The sequence below is a fragment of the Desulfosarcina alkanivorans genome, assembly GCF_009688945.1.
Taxonomy (GTDB): domain Bacteria; phylum Desulfobacterota; class Desulfobacteria; order Desulfobacterales; family Desulfosarcinaceae; genus Desulfosarcina; species Desulfosarcina alkanivorans.
Genome location: NZ_AP021874.1, coordinates 4820971 through 4846868, shown reverse-complemented (window position 1 = coordinate 4846868; position 25898 = coordinate 4820971). Strand labels below are relative to the sequence as shown.

22 protein-coding genes are annotated in these 25898 nt (G+C 61.0%); 11 read left to right on the top strand and 11 right to left on the bottom strand.

All coding sequences use genetic code 11. The annotated features are described in order from the left end of the window. Window positions 1-27: 27 nt before the first annotated feature. From DSCA_RS21250 to DSCA_RS21240, 3 genes are all read right to left on the bottom strand, one after another. Window positions 28-288, bottom strand: coding sequence for a histidine phosphatase family protein (locus DSCA_RS21250; protein WP_155318342.1), 261 nt, complete (start codon window positions 286-288; stop codon window positions 28-30). A 56-nt stretch (window positions 289-344) separates the two neighbouring features. Beyond that, entirely contained in the window at window positions 345-605 is a 261-nt protein-coding gene (locus DSCA_RS21245; protein WP_155318341.1) for a histidine phosphatase family protein, read from the bottom strand. A gap of 138 nt (window positions 606-743) precedes the next feature. Next, a complete protein-coding gene (locus DSCA_RS21240) occupies window positions 744-923 on the bottom strand; it encodes a hypothetical protein (protein ID WP_155318340.1) in 180 nt (59 codons plus the stop codon). 31 nt (window positions 924-954) lie between these two features. Here DSCA_RS21240 and DSCA_RS21235 point away from each other — a divergent pair, with 31 nt between their 5' ends. Next, window positions 955-1404 carry a universal stress protein gene (locus tag DSCA_RS21235; RefSeq protein WP_155318339.1) on the top strand — a complete coding sequence of 150 codons (450 nt, stop codon included), beginning with the start codon at window positions 955-957 and terminating at the stop codon, window positions 1402-1404. 21 nt (window positions 1405-1425) lie between these two features. On the opposite strand, the gene DSCA_RS21230 is transcribed toward DSCA_RS21235, so the two are convergent. Continuing rightward, entirely contained in the window at window positions 1426-3918 is a 2493-nt protein-coding gene (locus DSCA_RS21230; RefSeq protein WP_155318338.1) for an ATP-binding response regulator, read from the bottom strand. 411 nt (window positions 3919-4329) lie between these two features. Here DSCA_RS21230 and DSCA_RS21225 point away from each other — a divergent pair, with 411 nt between their 5' ends. The 8 genes from DSCA_RS21225 (at window position 4330) to eutC (ending at window position 15175) form a co-directional block, all read left to right on the top strand. Continuing rightward, a complete protein-coding gene (locus tag DSCA_RS21225) occupies window positions 4330-5643 on the top strand; it encodes a saccharopine dehydrogenase C-terminal domain-containing protein (protein WP_155318337.1) in 1314 nt (437 codons plus the stop codon). Window positions 5644-5707: 64 nt separating this feature from the next. After that, entirely contained in the window at window positions 5708-5938 is a 231-nt protein-coding gene (locus DSCA_RS21220) for an FAD-dependent oxidoreductase (RefSeq protein ID WP_155318336.1), read from the top strand. A 116-nt stretch (window positions 5939-6054) separates the two neighbouring features. Next, on the top strand, window positions 6055-8646 hold the full coding sequence (locus tag DSCA_RS21215; protein WP_155318335.1) for a 7TM diverse intracellular signaling domain-containing protein: 2592 nt from the start codon (window positions 6055-6057) through the stop codon (window positions 8644-8646). Window positions 8647-9088: 442 nt separating this feature from the next. After that, window positions 9089-10114, top strand: a complete 1026-nt coding sequence (locus tag DSCA_RS21210; RefSeq protein WP_155318334.1) for a dihydroorotate dehydrogenase-like protein — start codon at window positions 9089-9091, stop codon at window positions 10112-10114. 102 nt (window positions 10115-10216) lie between these two features. After that, the gene (locus DSCA_RS21205) at window positions 10217-11752 is read left to right on the top strand and encodes an SDR family oxidoreductase (RefSeq protein WP_197904643.1); all 1536 of its coding nucleotides are present in this window, start codon (window positions 10217-10219) and stop codon (window positions 11750-11752) included. A gap of 30 nt (window positions 11753-11782) precedes the next feature. Continuing rightward, window positions 11783-12982: an N-methyl-L-tryptophan oxidase gene (solA, locus tag DSCA_RS21200; RefSeq protein WP_155318333.1), complete on the top strand. Its 1200-nt coding sequence runs from the start codon at window positions 11783-11785 to the stop codon at window positions 12980-12982. Continuing rightward, window positions 12979-14373: an ethanolamine ammonia-lyase subunit EutB gene (locus DSCA_RS21195; protein WP_155318332.1), complete on the top strand. Its 1395-nt coding sequence runs from the start codon at window positions 12979-12981 to the stop codon at window positions 14371-14373. Before solA ends, DSCA_RS21195 begins: the two co-directional genes overlap by 4 nt. A 4-nt stretch (window positions 14374-14377) precedes the next feature. After that, complete coding sequence (eutC, locus tag DSCA_RS21190; protein WP_155318331.1) at window positions 14378-15175, top strand: ethanolamine ammonia-lyase subunit EutC; 798 nt, start codon at window positions 14378-14380, stop codon at window positions 15173-15175. Between the two features lie 19 nt (window positions 15176-15194). On the opposite strand, the gene DSCA_RS21185 is transcribed toward eutC, so the two are convergent. From DSCA_RS21185 to DSCA_RS21170, 4 genes are all read right to left on the bottom strand, one after another. Then, on the bottom strand, window positions 15195-15866 hold the full coding sequence (locus DSCA_RS21185) for a hypothetical protein (RefSeq protein WP_155318330.1): 672 nt from the start codon (window positions 15864-15866) through the stop codon (window positions 15195-15197). Between the two features lie 127 nt (window positions 15867-15993). Continuing rightward, a complete protein-coding gene (locus DSCA_RS21180) occupies window positions 15994-16668 on the bottom strand; it encodes an arylesterase (protein ID WP_231716235.1) in 675 nt (224 codons plus the stop codon). A gap of 213 nt (window positions 16669-16881) precedes the next feature. Next, window positions 16882-19377: an ABC transporter permease gene (locus DSCA_RS21175; RefSeq protein WP_155318329.1), complete on the bottom strand. Its 2496-nt coding sequence runs from the start codon at window positions 19375-19377 to the stop codon at window positions 16882-16884. Window positions 19378-19383: 6 nt separating this feature from the next. After that, window positions 19384-20049, bottom strand: coding sequence for an ABC transporter ATP-binding protein (locus DSCA_RS21170; protein WP_155318328.1), 666 nt, complete (start codon window positions 20047-20049; stop codon window positions 19384-19386). A gap of 291 nt (window positions 20050-20340) precedes the next feature. Here DSCA_RS21170 and DSCA_RS21165 point away from each other — a divergent pair, with 291 nt between their 5' ends. Together DSCA_RS21165 and DSCA_RS21160 are read left to right on the top strand one after the other, a co-directional pair. Continuing rightward, window positions 20341-20577, top strand: a complete 237-nt coding sequence (locus tag DSCA_RS21165) for a DUF3820 family protein (RefSeq protein ID WP_155318327.1) — start codon at window positions 20341-20343, stop codon at window positions 20575-20577. 77 nt (window positions 20578-20654) lie between these two features. Then, window positions 20655-21092, top strand: a complete 438-nt coding sequence (locus DSCA_RS21160) for a DMT family transporter (protein ID WP_155318326.1) — start codon at window positions 20655-20657, stop codon at window positions 21090-21092. A gap of 240 nt (window positions 21093-21332) precedes the next feature. On the opposite strand, the gene DSCA_RS21155 is transcribed toward DSCA_RS21160, so the two are convergent. The 3 genes from DSCA_RS21155 to DSCA_RS21145 form a co-directional block, all read right to left on the bottom strand. Next, on the bottom strand, window positions 21333-22736 hold the full coding sequence (locus DSCA_RS21155) for a short-chain fatty acid transporter (protein WP_167527892.1): 1404 nt from the start codon (window positions 22734-22736) through the stop codon (window positions 21333-21335). Between the two features lie 115 nt (window positions 22737-22851). After that, window positions 22852-24813, bottom strand: coding sequence for an acetoacetate--CoA ligase (locus DSCA_RS21150; protein WP_155318324.1), 1962 nt, complete (start codon window positions 24811-24813; stop codon window positions 22852-22854). 68 nt (window positions 24814-24881) lie between these two features. Beyond that, entirely contained in the window at window positions 24882-25820 is a 939-nt protein-coding gene (locus DSCA_RS21145) for a BKACE family enzyme (protein WP_155318323.1), read from the bottom strand. Window positions 25821-25898: the final 78 nt, after the last annotated feature.

The window sequence follows — 25898 nt, the reverse complement described above, 5'->3', positions numbered from 1 at the left end:
AGACCGACCCTGCCTTCCCCAAAAACGTCAGAAATCGAAATCCAACCGGCCGAGCACCGCAACACCGCCACCGCCCGTTAACCGTGCCACCACGCCCTCTCCAGGGGAGACGGCCTCGCCGGTGATCGCCGATATGGTCACGAAATGGGTCACCAGCACAATCAGCGGCCCGTCCGCGGGTTGTCCGGCCAGGAATGCCCGCAGGGCGGCCAGGTTGGGCTCGCGATCCCTGGGTCGTTCGAAAAAGGAGTTCAGGGCCGGCAGCTCGGCAACGGGGCCGATTTCCATGAGCGCGGCGGTCTCGAGGCAGCGGCACCACTGGCTGGCGTAAATCCGGGCCGAATCTATCCCCCGGCTTCGCAGCCATTGGCGATCCGCCGGGCCTGAGCGCGTCCCCTGTCGTCCAGATTCCGCTGCGTCGAGCAGTCCCCGATCCGGAAATGGTCAGGGTCCCCGGTTCCCGGGGCATTGGCATGGCGAATCATCATCACATGACCACCGCCGCCGATTTTCTCCAACAACCGGTCAGACGCGGCGGCATCGGCGGTGACGAAAGAAAGCGTCACCCCCAGGACAGCAGTAAAAATTATTGCTTTCAGCATCATATTTCAACCTCCGTCACGCGGCTCGCAGAAAATGCCGGGTTCACCTCAAGTGAAAAACGGCCCCTGCGCAGTTATCTTCAGTGTCCGAACCGAAATGAATCGCTTGACGAAGCATTCCATCGGACCCTATAGTTTCCGTCATAAGGTAACGCTGCTTACTTCCCGCGTCTCCAGAAGATCCACCTTGACATTGCCGATGCCGCTGTTGCCGGCGACCCTGCGCACCCGATACCGGTAAGAGGCGGCGACCACGCGTTGCAGGACCACGGTCATGCGTTTACCCGCTATGCTGGAGAGGACAAATCGACGACATGGCAAATACCGCCAGACACCCCAAGGAGGTTCACTCATGGACGTAAAAAAGATTCTGTGGCCCACGGACTTTTCAGCAATATCCGAAAGCGCCTTGCCGCACGTCAGATCGCTCACCGAGAAATACGGCGCAGAGATCCATGTTCTCTACGTGATCGAGGATATCGCCCACCACGACGGCTGGTATGGCGCCTTTGAGGAAAAACGTGTCGAAGAACTCATGGCGCACGCCAATAAAACGGCAACCAGGCGCCTGGGCCAGATCTGCGACAAGTATCTCGACGGCTGCCCGCTCTACATCAAGCACGTCGCGGTGGGTGATGCCGCCAAAGAAATCCTCTCGCTGGCGGAAAGAGAGAAGGTGGACGTGGTGGTCATGGCCAGCCATGGCGAGAAAGGCAATTTTCGCTTTGGCAGCGTAGCGGAAAAGGTCCTGAAGCATTCAGCGGTGCCGGTGACCATCATTCCCGTCGATCCGGGCCATTGACAGCCGCGCCCGGAACCGACGTCAGCTGTCCAGGGCCTGCTTCACGGTTTCAGCCAGTTTCTCGAGGGTGTACGGCTTGCGGACGTACTGCCCGGCGCCCAACCGTTGAAGCGCCTTGACGCGGGCGCTTTCGGAAAATCCGCTCACGATGATCGCTTTCTGGCCCGGCCGCATGTCAACGATTCGCCGGTAGGTCTCCAGGCCATCGATTCCCGGATCCATGATCATATCCAGGACGACCAGATCGGCGGGGTGGTCCTTCAGGTGGGCCACGGCGTCCTCGCCACCGGCCACGGCAACGACCCGGTACCCGAGCCGTTCCAGGATGGCGGCGGCAATCTGTCGCTGCTCCAGGACATCATCGACAACCAGAATGGTCTGACCGGCGCCCTGGTGGTCCGCAAGCACGAACAGGGGATCCTGATCATCGATGTGCTTCCGGGTTGCCGGAAAGAAAAGCGTGAAGGCCGTACCGGATCCGACGGCGCTCTGGATGCCGATGAATCCCTGGTGATCCTTGACGGCAGCCCACACCACGGTCATGCCCAGCCCGGTGCCGCTTCTGCCCATGACCTTCTTGGTGTAAAACGGTTCAAAAATTCTCTCGCGGTCCTCTTCTGATATACCGTTGCCCGTATCCGCCACCTTTACCAGAACATAATCCCCCTCTTCAACATCGTCGTAATCCTGAAGGGTCTGGTCCACATATCGGTTCTGGGTTGAAATCGTTAATTCGCCGCCATCGGGCATGGCTTCCAGGCCATTGGTGGCCAGGTTCATGACGGTTTTGGCAAGATGGACTTCGGACCCCATGACGTTGAGCAACGCCGGGTCAAGATTCGTACTGATGCGGCAATCCGGGTGCGCTTCCTTCACTTTTTCAAACTCGGCGCTGTTGATGTAGTCGGCGACGATGGTATTCATCTGCAGCGGTTTGAACTGGGAAACGCCTCTTCTGGCCAGGGTCAGCAGCTCCTGGACGATATCGGCGGCTTTGCGCCCGGACCGGCGAATGGTTTCGATGGGCCCCCGGAGTTCATGGTCGTCGGGAAGCGTCATCAGGATGATGTCGGGATAGGAGACCACTCCGGACAGGACATTGTTCAGGTCGTGGGCCACACCACCGGCCAGGGTCCCGATGGCCTCCATCTTCAGCGCCCGGCGAAGCCGCTTTTCAAGGATATTCTTTTCGATCTGGGCTTTTCTATAGTCCGAGAGATCACGCACGATGGCAAAATTATACTCCGTGTCGTGGTGCTTGTAATATCTGGATCTGATTTCGACCGGAAACAGTTCACCGGACTTGGTTTCATGGTGAGATTCCATTAAGAGGGATCCCTGCCGCCTGAGTTCCTGCCACATGGCAGGCCAGGCGCTTTGGGGGACACCGGGATCGATATCGTGAATCCCCATGTGCATCAGTTCCGCATGTGAGTAGCCCAGCCTTTTGCTGGCGGCCTTGTTGGCAAACAAAAAACGGGCATCCGGCTGGATGAAGAAGATGGGATCCGAGAGGAAATCGATGACGAACCGGGTCAGCTTCAGGGATTGCTCGGTTTCCCGCCGGGCCTCCATTTCGCGGATCAGTTCCCGGTTGGCCTGCTCCAGGTCGGCAGTGCGCTCGGCGACCTTTTCCTCCAGCGAACTATAATAATCCTGTAATTTGGAAAACAGGGCGTTAAAGCTGACGGCCACGTCGCCGATCTCGTCCCGTGATGGAACGTCTATCTGGTCGATGTACTTATAGCTGTCACGGGAAGAGGCGGCGCAGATGTGCCGCCTGATTTTAGACAATGGTCCGGTGACCTGAAGCCGGATCATGACGGTGACCATCAAAAAGAACATCGCAATGAAAAAACCGATCAACAAAAACGTGTCGATGGATTCGGACCACAGTGCTTCGGCCATTTTGGAAACGGGAATGGCCACCGTATCCGTACCGATGACGTCCCCGAGGGGGCGATGGAAACCGGCCTTGTCGCCGTATCGGTCGATCATGGACTGGGGCGCATCCGCAGGGTCCCCATGGCATTTGAGGCAAGAGGGCGCCATTCGGCGGGCGCTGAACTTGGCCAGATAGGCCCGTCCGTTGATCGTTATCTGCCCGGTCCACCGCTTGACCTCCGGATTCGCATTGAAATAGTCGATGACCTTCCGTTCTTCAGGTCCGGCCAGGTTGGCGGGGTTGCGTGGATTGTCAGATGAAAACTTGATGATGTAATCCGGAAAGTCCTTGCGAACGTCTTCGAATATGCGCCGGGCCACAAAAGAGGTGGACATGGTTTCCGGAATAAACTCATCTTTGCCCAGAAGGTCATACATCATCGGGCGAACCTTTTCGGCGATGTATTTGCGCACAGCCAGATTATACTGCAGGGCCATTTCGGCCTGCCGGACGATCACTTCCTTGTGTTTTTGATCGGTCATGCGGTAGGTTGCGTAAAACAAGTAGGTTGCCAACAGGAGGGTTACCACTCCGATGGAAACGGTCAGTTTACCGGCCAGGCTTTTCATTTGACGTGGATCCTTTTCATAAGGTCTTACCGCCCTTCATGAAGGCTATCGGTCACCGGTTAAAAACATTAAGCGCCAACTTTGCGGGGCGATCGATTGGATCAGCGCTTGATACCGGCATTCCACCGGGACAATCAGGGCACCTGCGGTCGGTCTGCGGCCGATTCAGGCCGCTGCGCCGAGGTCGCAGCCGCGCCGGATCGGCCTTACCGGTCGGTCAACAGGAGACGGACCGGAGATTGAAAAACCGGACGGGGAATAAGGGACTTGATCCATGATTACTGTTTGAAGTTTTTGGCGGTCTGAACTATAGGCGCAACGGGCCGATACAGTGGCGCGTCGGGCCCGCGGCGCATGTTGCCAGCGATGGTCAGGCGGAAACCGGTAACAGGACATTTAAAAGGAATGGTCATGAAAAAAATTCTGGTGTTGGGCGCGGGGCTTGTCTGCAAACCGGGGGTTGAGTACTTGTTGAAGGTCGGATTTACAGTGACGGTGGCCTCACGGACAGTTGAAAAGGCAGAAAAAATCGTTCACGGTCACGAAAACGGAATGGCCTTGCATCTATTGGTGGAAGAAAAGGAGACCCTGGAATCGCTGGTCCGGAAAAACGATATCATCGTCAGTCTGCTTCCCTGGATTCACCACCTGAAAGTTGCACAGGCCTGCCTTAAATTCAACAAACCCATGGCAACGACCTCCTATGTCAGTGACGACATGCGCAGACTCGATGCGGACGTGCGGAGAAAAAATCTGCTTTTTCTGAATGAAATCGGAATCGATCCGGGCGTGGACCATATGTCCGCCATGCGGATCATCGATGCCGTTCATGCAAAGGGCGGTAAAATACGTCACTTCTACTCCTTCTGCGGCGGTCTGCCGGCTCCGGAGAATAACGACAACCCCTTCGGATACAAATTTTCCTGGAGTCCACGAGGTGTGGTCCTGGCGTCGCGGAACCCGGCCCGGTTCCTGGAAAATGGCCGGGTGGTCCAGGTCAGGGGAGAAGACCTCTTCCTTAACAAACGACTGGAAACCGTCGACCCCCTGGGTGAATTCGAAGTCTATCCGAACCGGGACTCGATCCCCTACAAGGAGATATACGGTCTCGGAGACGCCCGGACCGTGATGCGCGGCACCTACCGCAATGTCGGCTGGTGCGATACGTTTAAAAAAATGATCGACTTGGGGCTTGTGGATGAATCGCCGGTGTCCTACGCCGGGGGCACCTCTTACAGGAAAATGATGGCAGACCTGATCGGTTGCGGCGAAAACGATGATGTGGTCACCCTGGCTGCCAGCAAAATCGGCCTGACCAGAGACCATTTTGTGGTTCAAAACCTTGAATGGCTGGGTCTGTTCAGTTCCGACCGCCTGCCCGAGGCCGAAAGCAGGCTGGACATCCTGAGCGCACGGCTTCTGGAAAAACTGAAATACCGGGACGGTGAAAAAGACATGCTGATTCTTCGTCACCGGTTCGAGGTGGAAAACAGGGACAGCACCAGGAAAACGATGACGTCCACGCTGATCGACTATGGCATCCCCCATGGCGACTCCTCCATGGCCCGCACCGTCAGCCTGCCCCTGGCCGTCGCCGTCACGCTCATGGCTGAAAACAGGATCGACCTGACCGGGGTACAGATTCCCATCAAAAAAGAGATCTATGATCCCGTGCTCAAGGGAATTGAAAAACTGGGGATCAGAATGGTAGAGGAAACCAGCTGAACAAAGGTGCAACCGTCTCGGCGAACGGCAAACTGAACCCCACCGGGAAGGCCAGGGAGTCCGGATGGAAATCACGACGACCCTTATCGGCGCTGGCGTGGTCGGGCTTGCCGTTGCCGCGCAGCTGTCCCCAATCCGCAAAGGGATAATGCTACTGGAGCGGAATCCGGGGAGGGGACAGGAGACCGCCAGCCGCAACAGTGAGATGATTCACGCCGGCATCGAATCCCCCGGACCCACCGCCAGCCCTGCCATCGGCCGCCATGTGGCTGCGCTCATGGCCGGCCGGGAATAGATCAACGCCCCTTTTCCGTCCAATTTTTATCCATAAAGAAAAATGCCGATGAACCGATAGTCTGTAATCGACAGGGATCATCGGCGCCACCGCGTCGGTACCCTTTGCCAACGCCTATGAAAAAATCGATTCTACCCATTGCTTTCGTTATCGGTGCATGCCTGCTGGCACGTCCGTTTCCCGTCGCTGCGGAACAGCGCCCCGTTCCACCGGCAGCCGTTGGCGGCGTGCTCGACCTTGACCGGTGGCAGACGGCCCGGGACGGCCCCCTTCGGCTGGCCGGCCAATGGGAATTCTACTGGGGGGCGCTGCTCTCACCCGTTGATTTCCGTTCCGGTGCCGCGCCTGAAAAGACCGGCTGGTTCAATATGCCGGCGGTGTGGAACGGTATTTCCGTGGACGGCCGTCAACTGGACGGGGTCGGCGTTGCCACCTTCCGGCTGCGCCTGCGTATCGACCCCCGGCAGGGGCGCCAGGCCCTGATCATCCCCTATGCCTTTACCGCCTACCGGCTGTGGGTCGACGACCAGCCGGCGGTGGCCGTGGGCCGGGTGGGCACCAGCGCCGACCACATGGTGCCGGGGTACCGCTCCAGGGTCGTCTTCATCGACACACAGACTGACGGGGCGGTCGACCTGACCCTCCAGATCTCCAATTTCATGCACGCCAAAGGGGGCATGCGTGACCCCATTCGGCTGGTCGCCGCCTCCCAGGCACCCGGAATCATGCATCGGGCGCTGGTCAAGGACGTCATGGTGTTCGGCTGCCTGCTCATCATGGGTATTTACCACCTGGCCATGTTCGCCTTTCGACGATCGGACCGCTTCAACCTCTATTTCGCCCTTTGCTGCTTCTTCTTCAGCATGCGTGCATCGCTGACCGGCGAGGTCTTCCTGCTCGTCCTGTTCCCCGACCTGGAATGGCGGATAACCGTCCGGCTGGAATGGCTGTGTGTCTATCTCGGCGGCCCGCTTGCCGTAGCCTTTGTCCATGCCTGTTTCCCCAGTGAGTGCAATTTCAGGATCTGCCGGGGAGGCCTGGCAGTCGCGGTGATCCTGGCATTGATGACCCTGCTGGCCCCCCCGATGGTGTTTACCGGCATGTTCCCCTTGATCAGCCCCCTGATCGTCCTGATGCTGGCCTATTGTTCCTGGGTGCTGCTGGTGGCGACCCTGCGGGGGCGTTCCGGCGCATTGCCGATGCTGCTCAACCTGGTGCTGGTCATTGCCGCCGTGGTCAACGATGTCCTGTATGCCAACGAAGTGATTCACACCGGCCATTATATCCCCTATGGCATGCTCCTGTTTGTCTTTTCCCAGGCCATGATCCTGGCGAGGCGCTCGGCCTCCGCCCATCGACGCCTGGAGGCCACCAATGTCGCCCATGAACTGGAGATCAGGGAAAGAAAACGCGCCGAGGCCGAGGTCAAGGCCTACCGGGACCGCCTGGAGGATCTGGTAAAAAAACGCACCGACGCGCTGGCCCTGGCCAACCGCCGGCTTCAACAGGAACTCGACGACCGGAAAACCGCCGAAATGGAGAAGTCCAGCCTTCAGGAGCGCCTGCAGCGCGCCAAAAAAATGGAAGCATTGGGCACCCTGGCCGGTGGCGTCGCCCACGACCTCAACAACATTCTTTCGGGGGTGGTCGGCTACCCTGACCTGCTGCTCCAGGATCTGCCGTCGGACAGCCCGCTGCGCAACCCGATGCTGACCATCCGGCAATCGGGCCGGAAGGCGGCGGCCATCGTCCAGGACCTGTTGACCCTGGCCCGGCGCGGTGTCGCCGACTTCAAGGTACTCGATCTCAACCGAATCGTGACCGATTACCTGAACAGCCCCGAGTTTGAAAAATTGATCCAGTTCCATCCGGCGGTATCGGTAAAGACCCGTCTGGCGGCCACCCCGATGTATGTAAAAGGCTCGCCGGTCCATCTGTTCAAGACCGTCATGAACCTGGTCAGCAATGCCGCAGAGGCCATGCCCGAGGGCGGGGTCATCCGCATCCAGACAGAAAGCCGCCTTGTGGACCGCCCTCCGGACGACGATGATGCTGCCAGGACAGGGGCCCACATCGCCCTGACCATAAAGGACAATGGCATCGGCATCTCCCAAGACGACATGGAGCGGATTTTCGAGCCGTTCTACACCAAAAAAATCATGGGAAACAGCGGTACGGGTCTGGGGATGGCCGTGGTATGGGGAACGGTAAAGGACCACAACGGATTCATCGACTCGGGCAGCCGCGAGGGGGCCGGCAGCACCTTCACCCTCTATTTCCCGGCCACGTGCGAAAGGCCCGCAAAAGCACCGGCCCGATGGTGCCTCGGAAATCATCGGGGGAAAGGGGAGACGGTACTGGTCGTGGACGATGTGGCGGAACAGCGTGATCTTGCCTCGGCGATGCTCACCAAGCTCGGCTATCGGGCCGAGGCCGTCAGCAGCGGTGAAGCGGCGGTTGACCATGTCGCCCGGCGGCCGGTGGAACTGCTGCTTCTGGACATGATCATGGATCCGGGTATCGATGGGCTGGAAACCTACCAGCGCATTCTCGAATCAACCCCCGGCCAGAGGGCCGTGATTGCCAGCGGCTACGCCGAGACCGCACGCATCCGGGAGGCCCAGCGGATCGGCTTTGCAACCTACCTGAAAAAGCCCTATGAACTCGAATCGCTTGCCAAAGCGATCCGTGCGACGCTGGCGAAATGATCCCGCGGGCCGTCGGGCGCCCCCCCGGCCATTGTAGCTTCAACCTACCACCATGCAGTCAACCGGCTCACATTGCATTTTTCTTCGAGTATTGTATACTGCAGCCATAAAATAACCGATGCGCGACGCTTCGGATCAGATAAAAGGAGGATGCACCATGACCGGATTGGAACAGACGATGGCCTTGATGCAATACTTCATCAACAACTGCTGTTTTGACAAAAACGGCAGATCCTACTGCAACCGGCAGTGATGAGAAACTAGGTGGCATGTATGGACACGAAAACCGTTCATGTTCATCATAACTGGTTGGTCGATTGGCAAAGGGCAGGCCCTCACAGCAGGCGCCTGCCCTTTTCGGTTTTACGATACCCATGCCGCCGCCACGTCAGGGCTGCATGACTGATGGCTGTTCAACACGAAGCGTGGTTGAGGAGGGAAAATGGATCTATCCACACACTATTTGGGTCTCGAGTTGAAAAATCCGATTATCGTGGGCAGTTCAGGATTGACCGGTTCGGTCGAAAAGGTCATACAGGCCGAGCATCACGGCGCCGGTGCGGTGGTCCTCAAGTCCATTTTCGAAGAGGAGGTGGCCCTGGCCTACGCCGAGTTCATGAAAACGGCCAAATCCGTTGCCGGCGAGACCCCGTATTTCGATTACGACGGGCGCCGAAGCCCCATCGAGTACTACGACTACGTCATCCGGGAAGAAAACCTCAAAAAATACGTATCCCTGATCGAAGCAAGCAAGAAAGCGGTTTCCATCCCGGTGATGGCCAGCATCAACTGCTTTCTCGGCTCGGTTGAATGGATGTCCTATGCCAGGCATCTGGAGGCCGCCGGTGCCGATGCACTGGAACTGAACATGTTCTTTCCCCCCACGGATTTCACGAAAACCCGGGCCGACAAGGAAAGCATCTACTTTAAAGTCACCGAAGAAGTGACCAAAAACCTTTCGATTCCCACCGCGTTGAAAATCAGCCATTATTTTACCGACCTCGGGCCGATGATCCAGCGCCTGTCCCGGACCGGCATCGGCGGCCTGGTGCTGTTCAACCGCTATTTCAGCCCGGACATCGATATCGACCGGCTTGAGGTCACCAACGGTTTCGTTTTCAGCACCCCGTCGGACCTGGCCATGTCCCTGCGATGGATCGCCATCATGGCGGAAAAGGTCGACTGCGACCTGGTGGCCTCCACCGGGATCCACGATGGGGCGGCGGTGATCAAGCAGCTGCTGGCCGGAGCAAGCGCCGTCCAGGTGGCGTCGTGCCTGTACAAAAACGGCCTGGCCTACCTGGAGGAGATGCTGGGCGGTCTGGAGCGCTGGATGACGGAAAACCGGTTCATGGGAATTAACAGCTTCAAAGGCAAAATGAGCCAGGCGAAAAGCACGGACCCGTCCGTATACGAACGGGTGCAGTTCATGAAGTACTACGGCGGCAGGAAAAATGTGGCGGTCTGACCGGAGCCGCCGCCTCCGGCGCGTTCCCAGCCGGAGCAACGAGACGTCCGCAACCGCCATCACGGCGGCCGCCTCTGCAAGGGCCCCCCTCCAGGAGAAACAATGAAACCGGATGCGAACTCCCAGGCGATGGCCGAATCTTCCCAACCCGTCCTGGTCACCGGTGCGACCGGGTATGTGGGCGGCCGGCTGGTTCCGCTGCTGCTGGCTGCTGGTTACCGGGTCAGGGCCTGTGCGCGGGATCCGCGGCGCCTGGAAAAACGGCCCTGGAGCGGGCACCCCAATGTGGAGACCGTGGCCATGGATGCCCTGGACCTGGGGGCGGTGACCGAGGCGGTAACCGGCTGCGGCGTCGTCTTCTACCTGATCCATTCCATGATTGCCGGCAAGGGCGGGTTCGCCGATGCGGACCGCACGGCAGCATTGAACATGGCGGCGGTCGCATCGGCCCGGGGTGTCCGCCGGATCATTTATCTGGGCGGACTGGGCGACACGGATCACCCGGACCTGAGCAGGCACCTGCGCTCCCGTCATGAAGTGGAGGAGATCTTCAGGGACGGTGCGGTGCCGGTTACCTGCCTGCGGGCTGCCATGATCCTGGGATCCGGAAGCGCTTCCTTTGAAATGCTCCGCTACCTGGCCGACCGGTTGCCGGTCATGGTCACCCCCCGGTGGGTCAACACGCCGTGCCAGCCCATCTCGATCAGCAACGTCCTGGAATACCTCAAACGGTGCCTGGAAGTGCCCGAAACCACCGGCGGGACCTTCGACATCGGTGGGCCGGAAGTGCTCACATATCGCCAGCTCATCCACGTCTACACCGAAGCGGCCGGGCTGATGCCGCGCATCATCTTCCCCGTGCCGGTGCTGACCCCCAGATTGAGTTCCCTGTGGATCCACCTGGTCACGCCGGTGCCCTCGGTCATCGCCAGGCCACTGGCAGAAGGGTTGAGCATTCCCGTGGTCTGCCGCGACAAACGGATTCAAGCTGTCGCTCCAGTTGATCTGCAGGACTGCAGGGAAACAATGCGAATCGCCCTGAACCGGGAACCGCAGGCCGGGCAGGATGCCTGCGACCTGCCCCCCGACACCCTTCCCCCCCCGGAATGGGAAGCCTGCGGTGATGCGGACTACGCCGGGGGAACCACGCTGACGATGGGCTTTCGGATCGCACTGACCGCGGAGATCGAAGCCGTCTGGCAGGTCGTCGAGGCCATCGGCGGGAAAAAAGGGTATTACGGCAACCGCTGGCTGTGGATGGCACGGGGGGCGCTGGACGCCTTCATCGGCGGGCCCGGGCTGAAAAAGAAAAGGAAACCCGGCGACCGGCTGCGTCCCGATGAAACCTTTCATTTCTGGCGGGTGGCGGAAGTGACGCCACCGCGCCGCCTGGTGCTCGAATCCAAAATGAAAGCCCCCGGCGGGGCACTGATGGTGTTTCAGCTGACCTCCCGCTCAGACCACACGGAGCTGGTGCTGCAGTCTCTTTTCCTGTCCAGGGGCCTTTTCGGCATGGGTTACTGGTACGGCCTGTACCCGGCCCACCAATGGGTGTTCCGCAAGATGCTCAAGGGAATCGCCCGACAATGCCGGGCGCGCGTACTGATTGGCCCCGAAATGGTCACGGCGGGGGAGTGAACCCGCCGGGCAAACCGAAAGGCGGATGGAATGCGTAGCTATGACGTTATCGTCGTCGGTCTGGGCACCGCCGGTTCGGCCGCCTGCATGACACTGGCCCGAAGAGGGGTGTCGGTTCTGGGGGTGGATATGTTCCGTCCCCCGCATACCATGGGAAGCCATCATGGTCGATCCCGAAGCGTGAGGCGTGCCTATCTGGAAGGCTCCGTGTACCTTCCCATGGCGCGTCGGGCGTGGGACCTGTGGCGGCGCTTGGAAACCGATTCCGGGGAACGTCTGCTGGTCACCACGGGCAACCTGACCATCGGACCGCCGGACGGACCGGCGCTGACCGGATTCCTGGCCAGCGCCCGAACGGGCGGCATCCCCCATGAATGCCTCTCCGCCGCTCAAATCCGCAAGCGGTGGCCCCCGTTGGCGCCCTCCGACGACCTTGCCGGCGGCCTGGAAAAAGAGGCCGGGATCGTTTTTCCGGAAACATGCATCCGCGTATTTCTGCGCATGGCCGAAGCCTCGGGGGCCACACTGCACACGGATGAACGGGTAGCCGGGTGGACGATCGAGGGCGAGGCCATCAAGGTGCACACGTCGCTGGGCAGTTATTCCGCCGGGCGGGTCCTGATCGCCGCCGGCGCCAGAAGCGGCCGGCTGCTGGGCGACACCGGCGCCATGCTGTCGCCCAAACGGGTGCCTGTCCACTGGATTGAACCACCGGATGCGGCCGGCTATGCATTGGGAACCTTTCCCGTCAATTTCTGGCAGGTCCCCACGGAGGGGACCGACGACCCCCATGCCCCTCATCGCGAGTTTTACGCCCTGCCGGCCATCGGGCCAGGCGGACGGGTCAAGGCGGCGTTCCACAACGGCCTGGCCGACGGCGACCCGCACCACCCGGCCCCGCCGGCATCCGCCGGGGAGGTGGCGGCCATCCGGAGGACACTGGCCCGGTTCCTCCCGCCGCTGTCCGGGCAGCCGATCACATCCGATACATGCATGTACACACTGACCCCGGACCACCACTTTTTGATGGGGGCCATTCCCGGTAACGACAATGTCTTTGCCGTTGCACTGGCCGGTCATGGCTTTAAATTCGCACCGGTGCTGGGCGAGATCCTGGCCGATTTGGTCCAGGGCCGTTCGCCTGCGGTTGACGTCTCCTTTTTCTCTCCACGAAGACCGGGCAAACCGTCTTTTGACAATCGACAGACAACGGCTCAGGGGACCCAATGACGTATGCGATTCGTATTGACGGGCGCCACTTCAACTTCAGCGATCTGAAAGCCGTGATGGGCAAGGCCTCCCCCGAACGATCCGGGGACCGCCTGGCCGGCATCGCCGCGGACGACGACCTGGAACGGGTGGCGGCCCAGATGGTGCTGGCCGATGTTCCCCTGGATCGTTTTCTGGAAGAACTGCTGATTCCCTACGAGGTCGACGAAGTGACCCGTCTGATTGTCGACGGGTTCGACCGCCGGGCGTTTGCACCCATCCGGCACCTGAGCGTGGGCGGGTTTCGCGACTGGCTCCTGTCCGATGCGGCCGACGCCGAAGCGCTGGCGGCATTGAAAATGGGGATCACGCCCGAAATGGCGGCGGCGGTCTCCAAAATCATGCGCATCCAGGATCTGATACTGGTGGCGGCCAAATGCCGGGTGGCCACCCGCTTCAGGAATACAATCGGCCTGGCCGGTCGCCTGTCCACCCGGCTGCAGCCCAACCATCCCACCGATTGCCCGTCCGGCGTCGCGGCCAGCATCGTGGACGGCCTGCTCTACGGCAACGGCGATGCCGTCATCGGCATCAACCCGGTCTCGGACAATGTGTCCGCTGCCGTCAAGCTCATCTCCATGCTCGACCGGATCATCAGAAAATACGCCATCCCCACCCAGTCGTGTGTCCTGGCCCATATCACCACCACCATCAAGGCCATCGAACAGGGTGCGCCGGTGGACCTGGTGTTTCAATCCATCGCCGGCACCCAGAAGGCCAACGAGGGATTCGGCGTCTCCCTGGCCTTGCTGCAGGAAGGCTATGAGGCCGGCTTGTCGCTCCAGCGGGGATCGCTGGGCCAGAACGTCATGTACTTTGAAACCGGCCAGGGCAGCGCCCTTTCTTCGGGGGGGCACCACGGGGTGGACCAGCAGACCTGTGAGGCGCGGGCCTACGCGGTGGCCCGCAAATTCTCGCCCCTTTTGGTCAACACGGTGGTGGGCTTCATCGGGCCGGAATACCTCTACAACGGCAAGCAGATCATCCGCGCCGGCCTGGAAGATCACTTCTGCGGAAAGCTGCTGGGCCTGCCCATGGGCTGCGACGTCTGCTACACCAACCATGCCGAGGCGGACCAGGATGACATGGATATGCTGCTGACCCAGTTTGCCGTTGCCGGGGGCACCTTTATCATGGGCGTTCCCGGGTCGGATGACGTGATGCTCAACTACCAGGCGACCTCTTTCCACGATGCCCTGTATATCCGCAGGGTTCTCGGGATGCGGCCCGCACCGGAGTTCGAAGCCTGGCTGATCGAAAACGGCATCTTCTCAGGCGACAACCGGCTGCTGCCCCCGCCGGCGCGCGCCCCCCTGCTGGAGATGCGTCAACTGAAAACACACCAGGAGTAGCCCCATGGATCAACCCACCGATGGCCTGCAGCGGGATTCGTGGACCCGGCTGCGCAGCTTTACGGGTGCGCGCATCGCCCTGGGTCGGGCCGGCAGCAGCCTGCCCACCCGGGCCCATCTCGATTTTCAGCTGGCCCATGCCCGGGCCAAGGATGCCGTCCGGCGGCCGCTGGACATGGATGCCCTGGAAGCGCGCCTGCAGGAAACGGGTGTGGCGACCTTGCGCCTGGACACCCTGGCGGGCAGCCGCAGCGAGTATCTGCAGTACCCGGATCGGGGGCGGCAGCTGGCCCCCCGGAGCAGGGCGCTGCTCCAGGCAGCGGTTGCGGGAACCGCCGCCGACATCGCCCTGGTGGTTGCCGACGGCCTCTCGTCCATCGCCATCCAGCGGCACGCGGTCCCTTTTTTGAAGGCCTTCATGCCCCTGTCGGCGCGACGGGGCTATACCTGCTCACCCGTCGCGCTGGTGCGACAGGGCCGTGTGGCCGTGGCCGACCCGGTGGCCGAAGCCATGGGCTGCCGCCTGGCGGTGATCCTGATCGGTGAACGTCCCGGCCTGAGCAGCCCGGACAGCATGGGTATTTACGTCACCTATGCCCCCCATTCGGGATGCACCGATGCCGATCGCAATTGTATCTCGAACATCCATGGCCGGGGGCTTTCCTGTGAACAGGCCGCGGCCAGGCTGATTTATCTGGTGACGGAAGCGGATCGACGGGGGGTGTCCGGGGTTGCCTTAAAGGATGCGTCGCCGCAGGATGTGCCGCTCCAGGGGCCGGCGGCCGATGTCCTGCCGGACTAGCGACAGGCGGGCCATGGGTTCACCCCGCCCCCGCCTCTGGCCCCGCCGGCGGGAAACCGGGCTGGAGAAGATCCCTGAACACGGCAATGTCCTCCGCCAGCCGGATCGGGTCCCTGAATCGGGGAAACGGGCATTGCCGGCTGTCCTGCATGGGTTCCCGGCTGGCATCGGTGGGGTCCAGGATCCCGTTGGTGTAGCAAAAGGCCCCGTAGCGGACGAAGCCGTACCCGCCGAGCAGGGGCAGTTCGACCTTCAGTCCGTCCAGGGAATCGATGGTGCGCCGATCGACGGGCGTGATGCCCTCCTGGGTGAACAGCTGGTTCAGCAGATAGATGGCCGTTGGGATCTCCGACGGCGCCCTGCAGTATATCGTGGCGAATTTACCCCTCACCTCGCCGACGAAGCTTTCATAGATTCGTTTGGAGGCCGCATATTTATAAACCAGGCCGGTCGGCGCCACGCGGTCTTCAAACAGCCTGAGGGCCGGCAGGGCCCTGGCATAGTCGGCCGGATAGATGGACAGATGAAGCTTCCATCCGGCGACATACCAGCGGTCTTTCCGGCGCATCTCCCGCGTTAACCGTCGGCTGGTCGAGGATCGGAACCGGAACTGCCCCGTGTCCGGATCCCGGTACCGCATGACCGCCGGGTAGTCGGACGCGCCAAAAGATCGGATCATATGCCACGACACGGTTGCTGGATCTCCTTTGGATGAGAAACGACCGTTCAATCCATGAACGGTTGGTTTTCTATCACATATCGGTGCATATTTGAATTCACGATTGCCACCATCCGAAAAGGGTCCTGACCAAAGGGGATTACCGGGCCCCGTGCCGTTGGATGGCCGTGACGACAACGGGGTAGACCGTCTCCACGATGCGGGCATAGCCTTCGGCCGTGGGGTGCAGCCGGTCGTCCTGGTTGAGCCTGGCCTCTCCCGCCACCCCCTCGAGAAAAAAAGGGACGAAAAGCACCCCGTGTCTGGCGGCAACCCGCGGGTAAATCTCGGCGAATGCCCGGGTGTAGCCGGGGCCGAGGTTGGGCAGCATAAGCATGCCGGCCAGGATCACCTGGATGTCCTCGGCCCGCAACAGACCCACAAGCCGGTCCAGGTTGGCTTCCAGCAGGCCGGGATCCAGTCCCCGAAGCCCGTCGTTGGCCCCGGTTTCCAGGATGACGATGTCCGGGGACAGGCTGGCGGTCACCCATTGAATCCGCGACACGGCCCCGCTGCTGGTTTCACCGCTGACCCCGGCATTGATCACCCGGTAGTTGTAACCGTCTGCCTGCAGCCGGCGGGCCAGCTGGGCCGGATAAGCCAGCTCTTCGTCCACACCCAGTCCGGCGGTCAGGCTGTCCCCCATGGCCACGATGGTGCCGGCATAAGTCGCTTCGGGCGGTTGGGACGCCACGGCAGCTTCCTCAACCGCCTGCTCCTGGCTGCAGCCGGACAAAATCAGGCCGATCACCAGCAGGGCAACCCCTGCACTCACTCTTGGCCAACGTTGTAGATGTGATGCCAGAACCGTTATTCCGTTTTTTATCATCATCCTCCTTCAGATAAAAAACTGTCTCAAAAAGAGGATTTTGGTCCAAGGTCAAGGCGGGGATGTGTTTCAAGCCGCAGGCATACTGCAGTATGTCGAGGATTTAAAACGCATACCCAACACAGAGATTGGGCCAAAAGACCTTTTTGTGATCCGTTTTTATTCATTTTGCTGATTCCTGAGGTAAGAAACCGGTTTTTGGGTCATGATCGACCGCGAAGCGACCAGGCCCACGGTGACGGTCAGCAGAACGGTGAGCCCGATCATGGCCAGCGACACCATTGGAAAAGGCCGGTAGCCGATGTCGAATTTAAACGCACAGACCCAGTACGCGCCCGCCTGTGCCATGGCCAGGGCCAGCAGGCTGCTGAGCATGCCGAGCATCAGGTTTTCCAGCGCAAATACGGTAAGGACGAAGCGCCTGCCGGCACCCAGAATTTTGTAGTAGACCGCCTCCATCACCCGTTCGGCGCGGGTGGCGAACACGGCGCTGACCAGGATCAGGATGCCGGCCAGGATGCTGAACGAGCTGAAAACGCGGACGATCCGTGACAACCTGGCCATCAGCCGGGCAAAAACAGTGATGGTCTGGGACATGTCGATGACGCTGATGTTGGGAAACCGGGCGACGATTCGGGTCTGCAGCGGTCCCAGCCCGCCGGCATCCACCCTCAGGGCGGCAAACAGGGTCTGCGGGGCCTGGGCCAGCACCGCCTCCGGAAACACAAAATAGAAAAACGGGCTCAGGGACCGGTTGTCGCGCGTACGGATGCTGGAAATGCGTGCCGTCAGGGGAACGCCCTGTATCTTGAAGCGGATGCGGTCACCGATTTTCATCTCGCGCATGGCCACCACGGTGTCCATGACCGACACCTGGGGCCCGGTCCAGTCGCTTCGAAAAAGCGCGTCGCCGTCGACCAGGGTCTCATCGTCCAGCAAGGTTTCCCGGTAGGTCAGGTTGAACACCCGTGACAGGTTGTCACGGCGCTTTTTGCCCTCCCGGCGCCGGTCGATCGCCTGGTCGTTCACCGCCGTGATGCGCGCCCGCACGATGGGGTAAAACGTCACCGGGCCTCCGATGGCGGCGGCAAACGCGCCGGTCTGGCCGGGTTGAATGTCCACGAAAAAGGCGTTGGGGGCGTCGGCGGGAAAAGACTGCACAAAGGTGGCGGTCAGGTTTCGTTCGATAAGATAATCGCCGAAAATCACGGTCAGGGAGACGGTCAGGGTGATCATGATGGCCCGGGAGGCGTTGCCCTGTCGAAACAGTCCCTTGATGGCCTGTCGCAGCGCCAGGTGGCGTACCGGCAGGCGTTTGACGGCCCCCAGCAGGACCTGGGCCAGAAGGGCCGCCACCAGGATCATGGCGGCCACGGCGCCCGCGAAATACAAGCCGAAACGGATGTCGCGCATATGCCACAGCACCAGGGCCAGAAAAAAGAGCAGGATCAGGACGCCGGACAGGTAATAGGGCCAGCGCCTGATCCCGGCGGACGGCCGGCGGTTGAAAATGGCCACGGGGCGCATCTGCCGGAGCCGGTACAGGGGCAGAAACGAAAACAGGACGACGACGGCAAACCCCAGCATGAGGGCCTCCGCCACCCCGCCCCAGGATATGGACAGGCCCAGGCGCCCGGGCAGCAGCGGGGCCATCATCCAGGCCAGACCCGCCTGGACGGCCGCACCGGCCAGGATACCGGCAGCGGTACCCGCGGCGCCCAGCACAAACACCATGAGCATGAAATGGACGGTGATGAACCGGCTGCCGGCGCCGACGGTTTTCATCACGGCGATGGTGGGCTGTTTTTCATTGAACAGGGCCATGAGGGTGCTTTGGATACCCAGCCCGGACACGATCAGGATGAACAGCCCCACCAGTTTGAGGAAGAAGAGCAGACTGTCCAGAAAACGCTTCACGGCCGACCGGGCCGTCAGGTAGGTGTCGATGCGCTCCCCGCCCTCGGGTGCGGCCTGTTTCAGGCGTGCGGCAATGGATTCCACCTGAACCGGGTCAGGAACCTTGAGCAGCACCACGCGCTGGATGCGGCTGCCGGTGGCCATCAGCCCCAGGGCGTCCAGGTCGGCACTGTGAAGGAATACCCGCGGGCCGAAGGCGAACAGGTCCAGGGGCCGGTCCGGTTCGGCAACCACCACGTCGGCAATCGTCAGCACGGCGTAGCCCACTTTTAACCGCCCCCCCACCCGGAGCACGGTTCGATCCAGAAGGGTCTGTTCAACGATGCACGTGCCCGGTGCCAGAACCTGGCCGAACGGCCGATCCGATTTCAGGGTCACCCGGCCGTAGAAGGGGTAGCCCGGCTGGACCACTTTCAGGCTGGACAGCACGGACGCCGATTCGTCGGCCGCCCGCACCACCGTGTAAAATTCGTGAACGTCGACCCGCTCAACCCGCCCCTGGTCCGCCAGGCGGTCGATGGCCCGGGAGAGGGCCGCCGAGATGGGATCGTAGGAGCGGATAACGATGTCGGCGGCATGCAGGCTGCGCGCGTCATTCAACAGGGCCCGGCCCACACTCCTGGAAAACCCGGAAAAAGCGGTCAGGGTGCTCAGGGAAAGGGCCACGCAGAGCACGAACAGTCCGGCCTGTCGGGAGGAGCGCCGCACCTGGCGGAGGATGGTTGGCATGTGACGCATGGGCGGCTATCCTGTCAGGTGTCCGTCTTTGAGGGTCAGCACACGGTCGGCGGCACCGGCGATCTCCGGATTGTGGGTGACCAGCACCAGGGTGGCCCCGTGTTCGTTTTTCAGATCGATCAGCTGGGCCAGAACGGTCGCGCCATTCTCCGAATCCAGGTTGCCGGTGGGCTCGTCGGCAAAAAGCAGCTTGGGCCGGTTGATCAGGGCTCGGCACAGAGCGATGCGCTGCTTTTCCCCCCCGGACAGCTGGCTGGGCAGGTTGTCCGCCCGCGCCGACAGACCCACCCGGGACAGCAGCTGCCCGGCACGCACACGGGCTTCGGTATCCCCGGTCAACTCGGCCGGAAACATGATGTTCTCCCTGGCGGTCATGGACGGCACCAGGTGGAAAGACTGGAACACGAAGCCGATGGTGCGGTTGCGCAGCGGCGCCAGCTGCTCTTCGGTGGCGTCGGTGATGTCCCGGCCATCGATGCATACCTGGCCCGACGTGGGATGGTCCAGCCCGGACAGCAGGGTCAGCAGGGTGGTTTTGCCGCTGCCGCTGCTGCCGGCGATGACAATGAACTCCCCCGGGTCCACCGCCAGGGACACATCCTCCAGTACGGTGATGGTGCGGTGGTCCACGGTGTAGGTTTTGGTGATGTGGCGCGCTTCAAGCAGGGCCATGGTTGTCGTTCCTCTCAGCAGGCAAATCGAACATTTGGCATTCAATCAGAACCGGACACCGGATGACAGGATAAGGTTGAACGCACGTTGGGAAAACATAAGGCCTCGATCCGGGTTTTCAAACTCAGCATGACAGGCCATCGGGAAAACACTGGCCTGAAACCGGTCAATCGGAGGACCAGGCCGGCATGCACTCGAATCGTGCATGGGAAAAGGGAACATGGGGCTTGCCATTTTTCAGTGGTGCGGATAATCACTTCAATTCGTTTACCCGTTGAGGAAAGGAGCCCCATGGGGAATGACACGGAATGTCAACCGGATCCGGATGTGCTGCTCAAGCTGGCCGGCATGCGCATGCCTTTCGGCAGGTACAGGGACCGCCGGCTGATCGACCTGCCGGAGGCCTACGTCATATGGCTGTCCAACAAGGGCTTTCCGTCCGGGCAGTTGGGCGACATGCTTCGCATGGTCTATGAAATCAAAGTCAACGGGCTGGAATATCTCTTCACGCCGCTTCGGCGGTTGTAGGCGACAGTTTTTCATTCCCCTGCAGCCGGCCCCCCACATAATGCCATCACTGACCCCCAGAAGAAAGGAATCCCGAATTGGGCGCATCCAATCCACTGATCATCGTCGCTGCCATCGGCGGCATCGCCGTGGCGATCCAGGCCCAGTTCATGGGCCTGATGGACAAACAGATCGGCACGCTGGAAAGCATGTTCATCACCTATGGCAGCGGGGGACTGCTGGTCGGACTGGCCATGCTGATCAACCGGGGCGGGAACCTGGCGGCCTGGCCGATGGTGCCCTGGTATGCACTGTCCGCCGGGGTACTGGGGCTGGTGATCGTCGGCGCCATCGGATACGGCACGGCACGACTGGGATTGGTGACCGCCATGACCGTCATCGTCGCCGCCCAGTTTATCACCGGCGCCATCCTCGATCATTTCGGCATACTGGGCGCCGACCTGCGGCCCATCGACCTGACGCGCCTGTCCGGCATGGGACTGATGCTGCTGGGAACCTGGCTGGTGGTTCGATGATCGTCGACGCATGACCGGCCCGTAAGGCAAGCGGATCGGCATCCGAGCGCGCTGTGCCATTGAGGATGACTGCGCCGTTATGGAATGGGGAAGCGGAAGGTAATGAAACCGATACGCATGCGTCCGCCTGCAGGATCCTGCCCGTTGTTGAATTGCATGGATGCCAGCGGGGGGCCGTCGGTTGGACGCTCGAGAAGAACGAGGGGGCATAGACGCCCCCCCCGGTCAGATCGATCGACGCTACATGGGCAGGAAGGTGACCCCCAGCGCGAAGATAACAAAGGACCACAGCAAGGCCACGAAGGTGTACCCCATGATGTCACGGGCCTGCAGGCTGCTGCCGGCGGCCACGATGGGGAAGAAGGCCAGGGTCCAGAACGGCTGGATCATGTTCGTCCAGCTGTCGCCGTAGCCCACGGCCATGGAAGATTTGGCGATGAAGGCCTGGGTGGCCTCGACGGTCATGCCGGCGCTGGCGGCAACGGTCTTGGCCGCTTCGACGATGGGCTGGCCCACGACGGCCCATTCACCCCCGCCAGAGGGCACGAAGATGTTGAGCAGGCCGCCGGTGAGAAAAGCCACCAGGGGAAAGCTTCCCGGTGAGGTGGAGGCCGCCAGGGAGGTGGCCACCTGTTTGCCCAGGCCCGTGTAGATCATGATGCCCATGATGCCGGCGTAAAAGGGAAACTGCATGATAATGCCGGACACATTGGAGCAGGCCCGCTTCATGGCCACGACGTAGCGGATAGGCGTCTTGTGGGCCATCATGCCCAGGATGATGAACAGAAAGTTCATGATGTTGAGGTTGATGTCAAATCCCTTGGCCCAGAAGTGGGAGACGATAATGTACAGGCCCATGAGAATGATCAACACGCTGATAATCCATGAGGAATTGAGTGTATCGCTGATGCATTTCTGCGACAGGCACAGGCTGTTGGCCTCCTCTTCGACACTCAGCGGTTTGACGGGCGCATCACCCGCTCGCAGATCATCGAAGGTCTGCACGTTTTCCTTTTGCGGGCGCATCAGCATGAACAGCAGGGGCAGCGTGAAGAGCAGCCCCAGGCTGATCACAATGTTCATCGGGCTGCCCAGGGTCAGCGTCGTGGGGATGATTCCGGAAAGCACCCCGGCCTTGATCAGAAAATTCTCTGGGGTATTGAGCACCAGCGGGATGGAGCCGGACAGGCCGCCGTGCCAGGGCAGAAAGGAGGCATACACCGCGGCTGCAGCCAGCCGATAATCGACGCCTTTGACCCGCATGGACAATTCCCGTGCCAGTACGGCCACGAGTACGATCCACCCCCACGAGATCAGTGTAAAAATTTGGCCGACAAAAACCACGCTGGCGTATACCCACAGCGGCCGGTTGATCCGGCCGGCCAGCCAGTCGATGAACCGGCTGGCAACGGGGCTGATGGCAATCGCGTAGCCGGTGACCAGGATCAGCACCATCTGCATGGCGAATTTCAACAGGATCCAGAAGCCTTTGTACCAGGCCTCGGCGATTTTCACCGGCCCTGCATCCACGGCGAACAAGGCCCAGACCGCCGCGATGAGCGTGAGGATCAGGGCAAAAATGAAGGAATCCGGCAACCATCGTCTAAACCGCTCAGCAAAAAACGTTCCGATACCACTTAACATGTGCTCCTCCTTTAGATTGACATTGGACGGCGCCGCACGAGTTCCGGCACCGAATGGAAACCGGGGCCCGGGGGGTCGCCCGGGCCGATGATCCATCCAGGCCCTGCGGGCAGGGCTATCGGTTCAATTCGTCCAGGCCGTCGTACTCCTCCAGGCAATGGGGATTGGCCAGGGCGTCGCGATTGGTCACCGGCTGGCCGTGAATGACGTTGCGCACGGCCAGTTCGACTTTTTTCATGTTGATGGTGTAGGGAATCTCCTGCACCTGGATCACCTTGGCCGGCACATGGCGCGGGCTGCAGGCGGTGCGGATGGTGGTCTTGATCTGTTTGACCAGGGCGTCGTCCAGATCGATGCCCTTGGCCAGGGTGACGAACAGCACCACCCGCACGTCGTCGTTCCACTTCTGGCCGACCACCACGCTGTCCGTCACCGCTTCCAGCGATTCCAGGGCGGTATAGATATCGGCGGTGCCGATGCGCACCCCGCCCGGGTTGAGGGTGGCGTCGCTGCGCCCGTAAATGGTGATGCCGCCGGTCTTGCCGCTGATACTGATGAAGTCGCCGTGGGTCCACACCCCCGGATATTTGGTAAAATACGCCTTGTGGTAGCGCTGGCCGTCCGGATCGTTCCAGAAATAGACGGGCATGCTGGGAAAAGCCGCCGCGCATACCAGTTCCCCGGTCTCGTCGGTGACCGGCTGGCCGGCGTCGTTGAAGGCGTGCACCTTGAGCCCCAGCCCGGGGCCCTGCAGTTCGCCGGCGTGGACGGGCAGCATGGGGTTGCCCAGGGCAAAGCAGCCGTTGAGGTCGGTGCCGCCGCTGATGGAGGCCAGCTGCATGTCGGCCTTGATCTCCCGGTAGGCATACGCGAAGCTCGAAACGGCCAGGGGGGATCCGGTGGAGCAGACCATGCGCAGCCGCTGCAGGTTGCAGTCGCTGCCGGGGTGGTAGCCCGCCTCGTCCAGGGCCGAAATGTACTTGGCGCTGGTGCCGAATATGGTCATGCCCACCCTTTCGGCCAGCTTCCACAGGACGTCCGGACCGGGGTGGAAGGGGGAACCGTCGTAGAGCACCAGTGTGGCGCCCACGCCCAGCCCGCAGACCAGCCAGTTCCACATCATCCAGCCGCAGGTGGTGAAGTAGAACAGCACGTCCTCGCGGCGCAGGTCGCAGTGCAGCAGATGCTCCTTGAGCTGGTTGGTGAGAATGCCGGCATGGCTCTGGACCATGCACTTGGGCTTGCCCGTGGTCCCGGAACTGTACATGACATAAAGCGGGTGCTCGGCCGGCACCTGAACAAAGTCGATTTCGGCCGGAGAATAGGGGGCCACGAAGGAGTCCCAGGAGACCGCGTTGGGCACCTTGGCCAGATCCGGTTCGGCGGCGGTATAGCCCACCACGACCACTTTTTCCACCATGGGCAGCTGCTGCAGGATGCCCCCCACCTTTTCGAGGCTGTCAAACGTTTTTCCGTTGTAGAAATAGCCGTCTGCGGTGAAGAGCACTTTGGGTTCGATCTGGCCGAAGCGGTCCAGCACCCCCTTGATGCCGAAATCGGGTGAGGAGGAGGACCATATGGCCCCCAGGCTCACCGCAGCCAGCATGGCGATGATGGCCTGGGGCATGTTGGGCATGAACCCGGCCACCCGGTCGCCCCGGGTCACCCCGGCGGCCTTGAGGGCCTGGGCCATGCGGCTGACGTCCTCGTAAAGCTGCTTGTAGGTACAGGACTGCTGCGGCTGACCTTCTCCCTGGAAAATCAGGGCGGTCCGGTCGTCCCTGTGGCGCAGCAGATTCTCGGCAAAGTTCAGCTCGGCACCGGCAAACCAGCGGGCCCCGGGCATTTTTCCGGGGTCGTCCACCACCTGGTCATAGGGCCGGCTGGCGATGATGCCGGCAAATTCCCAGAACAGCCCCCAGAAATCGGCGATGTGGTCGACGGACCACTGCCAGAGTTCCCGGTAGCTGGACAGGGAGAGATCATGGCGCCGGTTGACCTCGTTCATGAAGCGCACCATGTTGGAATTCTCGACAAAGGCGGCCGAGGGCTGCCAGAGCATTTTGGGATCGTTCATGCTGCCTCCTTTTCGATAAAGTGGTCGTCCAGAAAGGTTGGATTGCAGATGCCGTTTCTGGCCGGGGACTAGAAATTGACCTTGTCCAGTCCTTTCAGCCCCAATATCCGGCGGGCCTCTGCTGGCGTGGCGGTCTCCACACCCAGTTCGCCGGCAATGCGTTTGAGTTTGGCCACCTGCTCGCCGCTGCTCTTGGCCAGGACCCCCTTTTCAAGATAGAGGTTGTCCTCCAGCCCCACACGGGCATGGCCGCCCATGAGCAGGGCATGGGTGGTCATGGCAAACTGGGCCCGGCCGGCTGCACACACCGACCATTCAAAATCGCCGATCTGCTGACGGGCGGTCTGGACCAGGTAGACCAGATTTTCCACGGTGGCCGGAATGCCGCCCAGGATGCCCAGCACGAATTGCAGATAAACGGGCGTCTGAATCTGTCCGGAGTTGATCAGGTAGGCAAGGTTGTTGATCATGCCCACGTCGTATATCTCGAATTCCGGCTTGGTCCCGTACCGGCTCATCAGTTCGGTGAATTCGCCTATGGTGTAGAACGTGTTGGGGAAAATGAAATCATCGGTGCCGGCCAGATATTGTTTTTCCCATTCGTGTTTCCAAAGGCCTTCATATTTGGGAACCACGTGAAACAGGGCAAAATTCAGGGAGCCGGCATTCAGGGAGGCCAGTTCCGGCTCCAGGCTGGAAACCACCTTGGCCCGGTTTTCCACCGTGTCGCCGAGGCTGCCGCCGGTGGTGGTGCACAGGACGATGTCGCAGCGGCGTTTGACTTCGGCGGCCACTTCCCGGAATATTTCCTGATCCGCTTTAGGCTGACCGGTTTCCGGGTCGCGAACGTGCAGGTGTGCCACGGCGCCCCCGGCGTCGTAAACGCTCATGATGTCATCGATCAATTGCTCCGGCGTGAGTGGTAAATACGGAGACATGGTCGGGGTGTGGATGGCGCCGGTTACGGCGGCGGTGATGATCGCTTTCGGTGGCGTTGGGCTTCCCATTCGTTGCTTCCCCTTTCCCTTTTCGGTTCTGAATCGATTCAGTTCAAAAAAACAGCCGGATTGACCGCTTGATGCGAA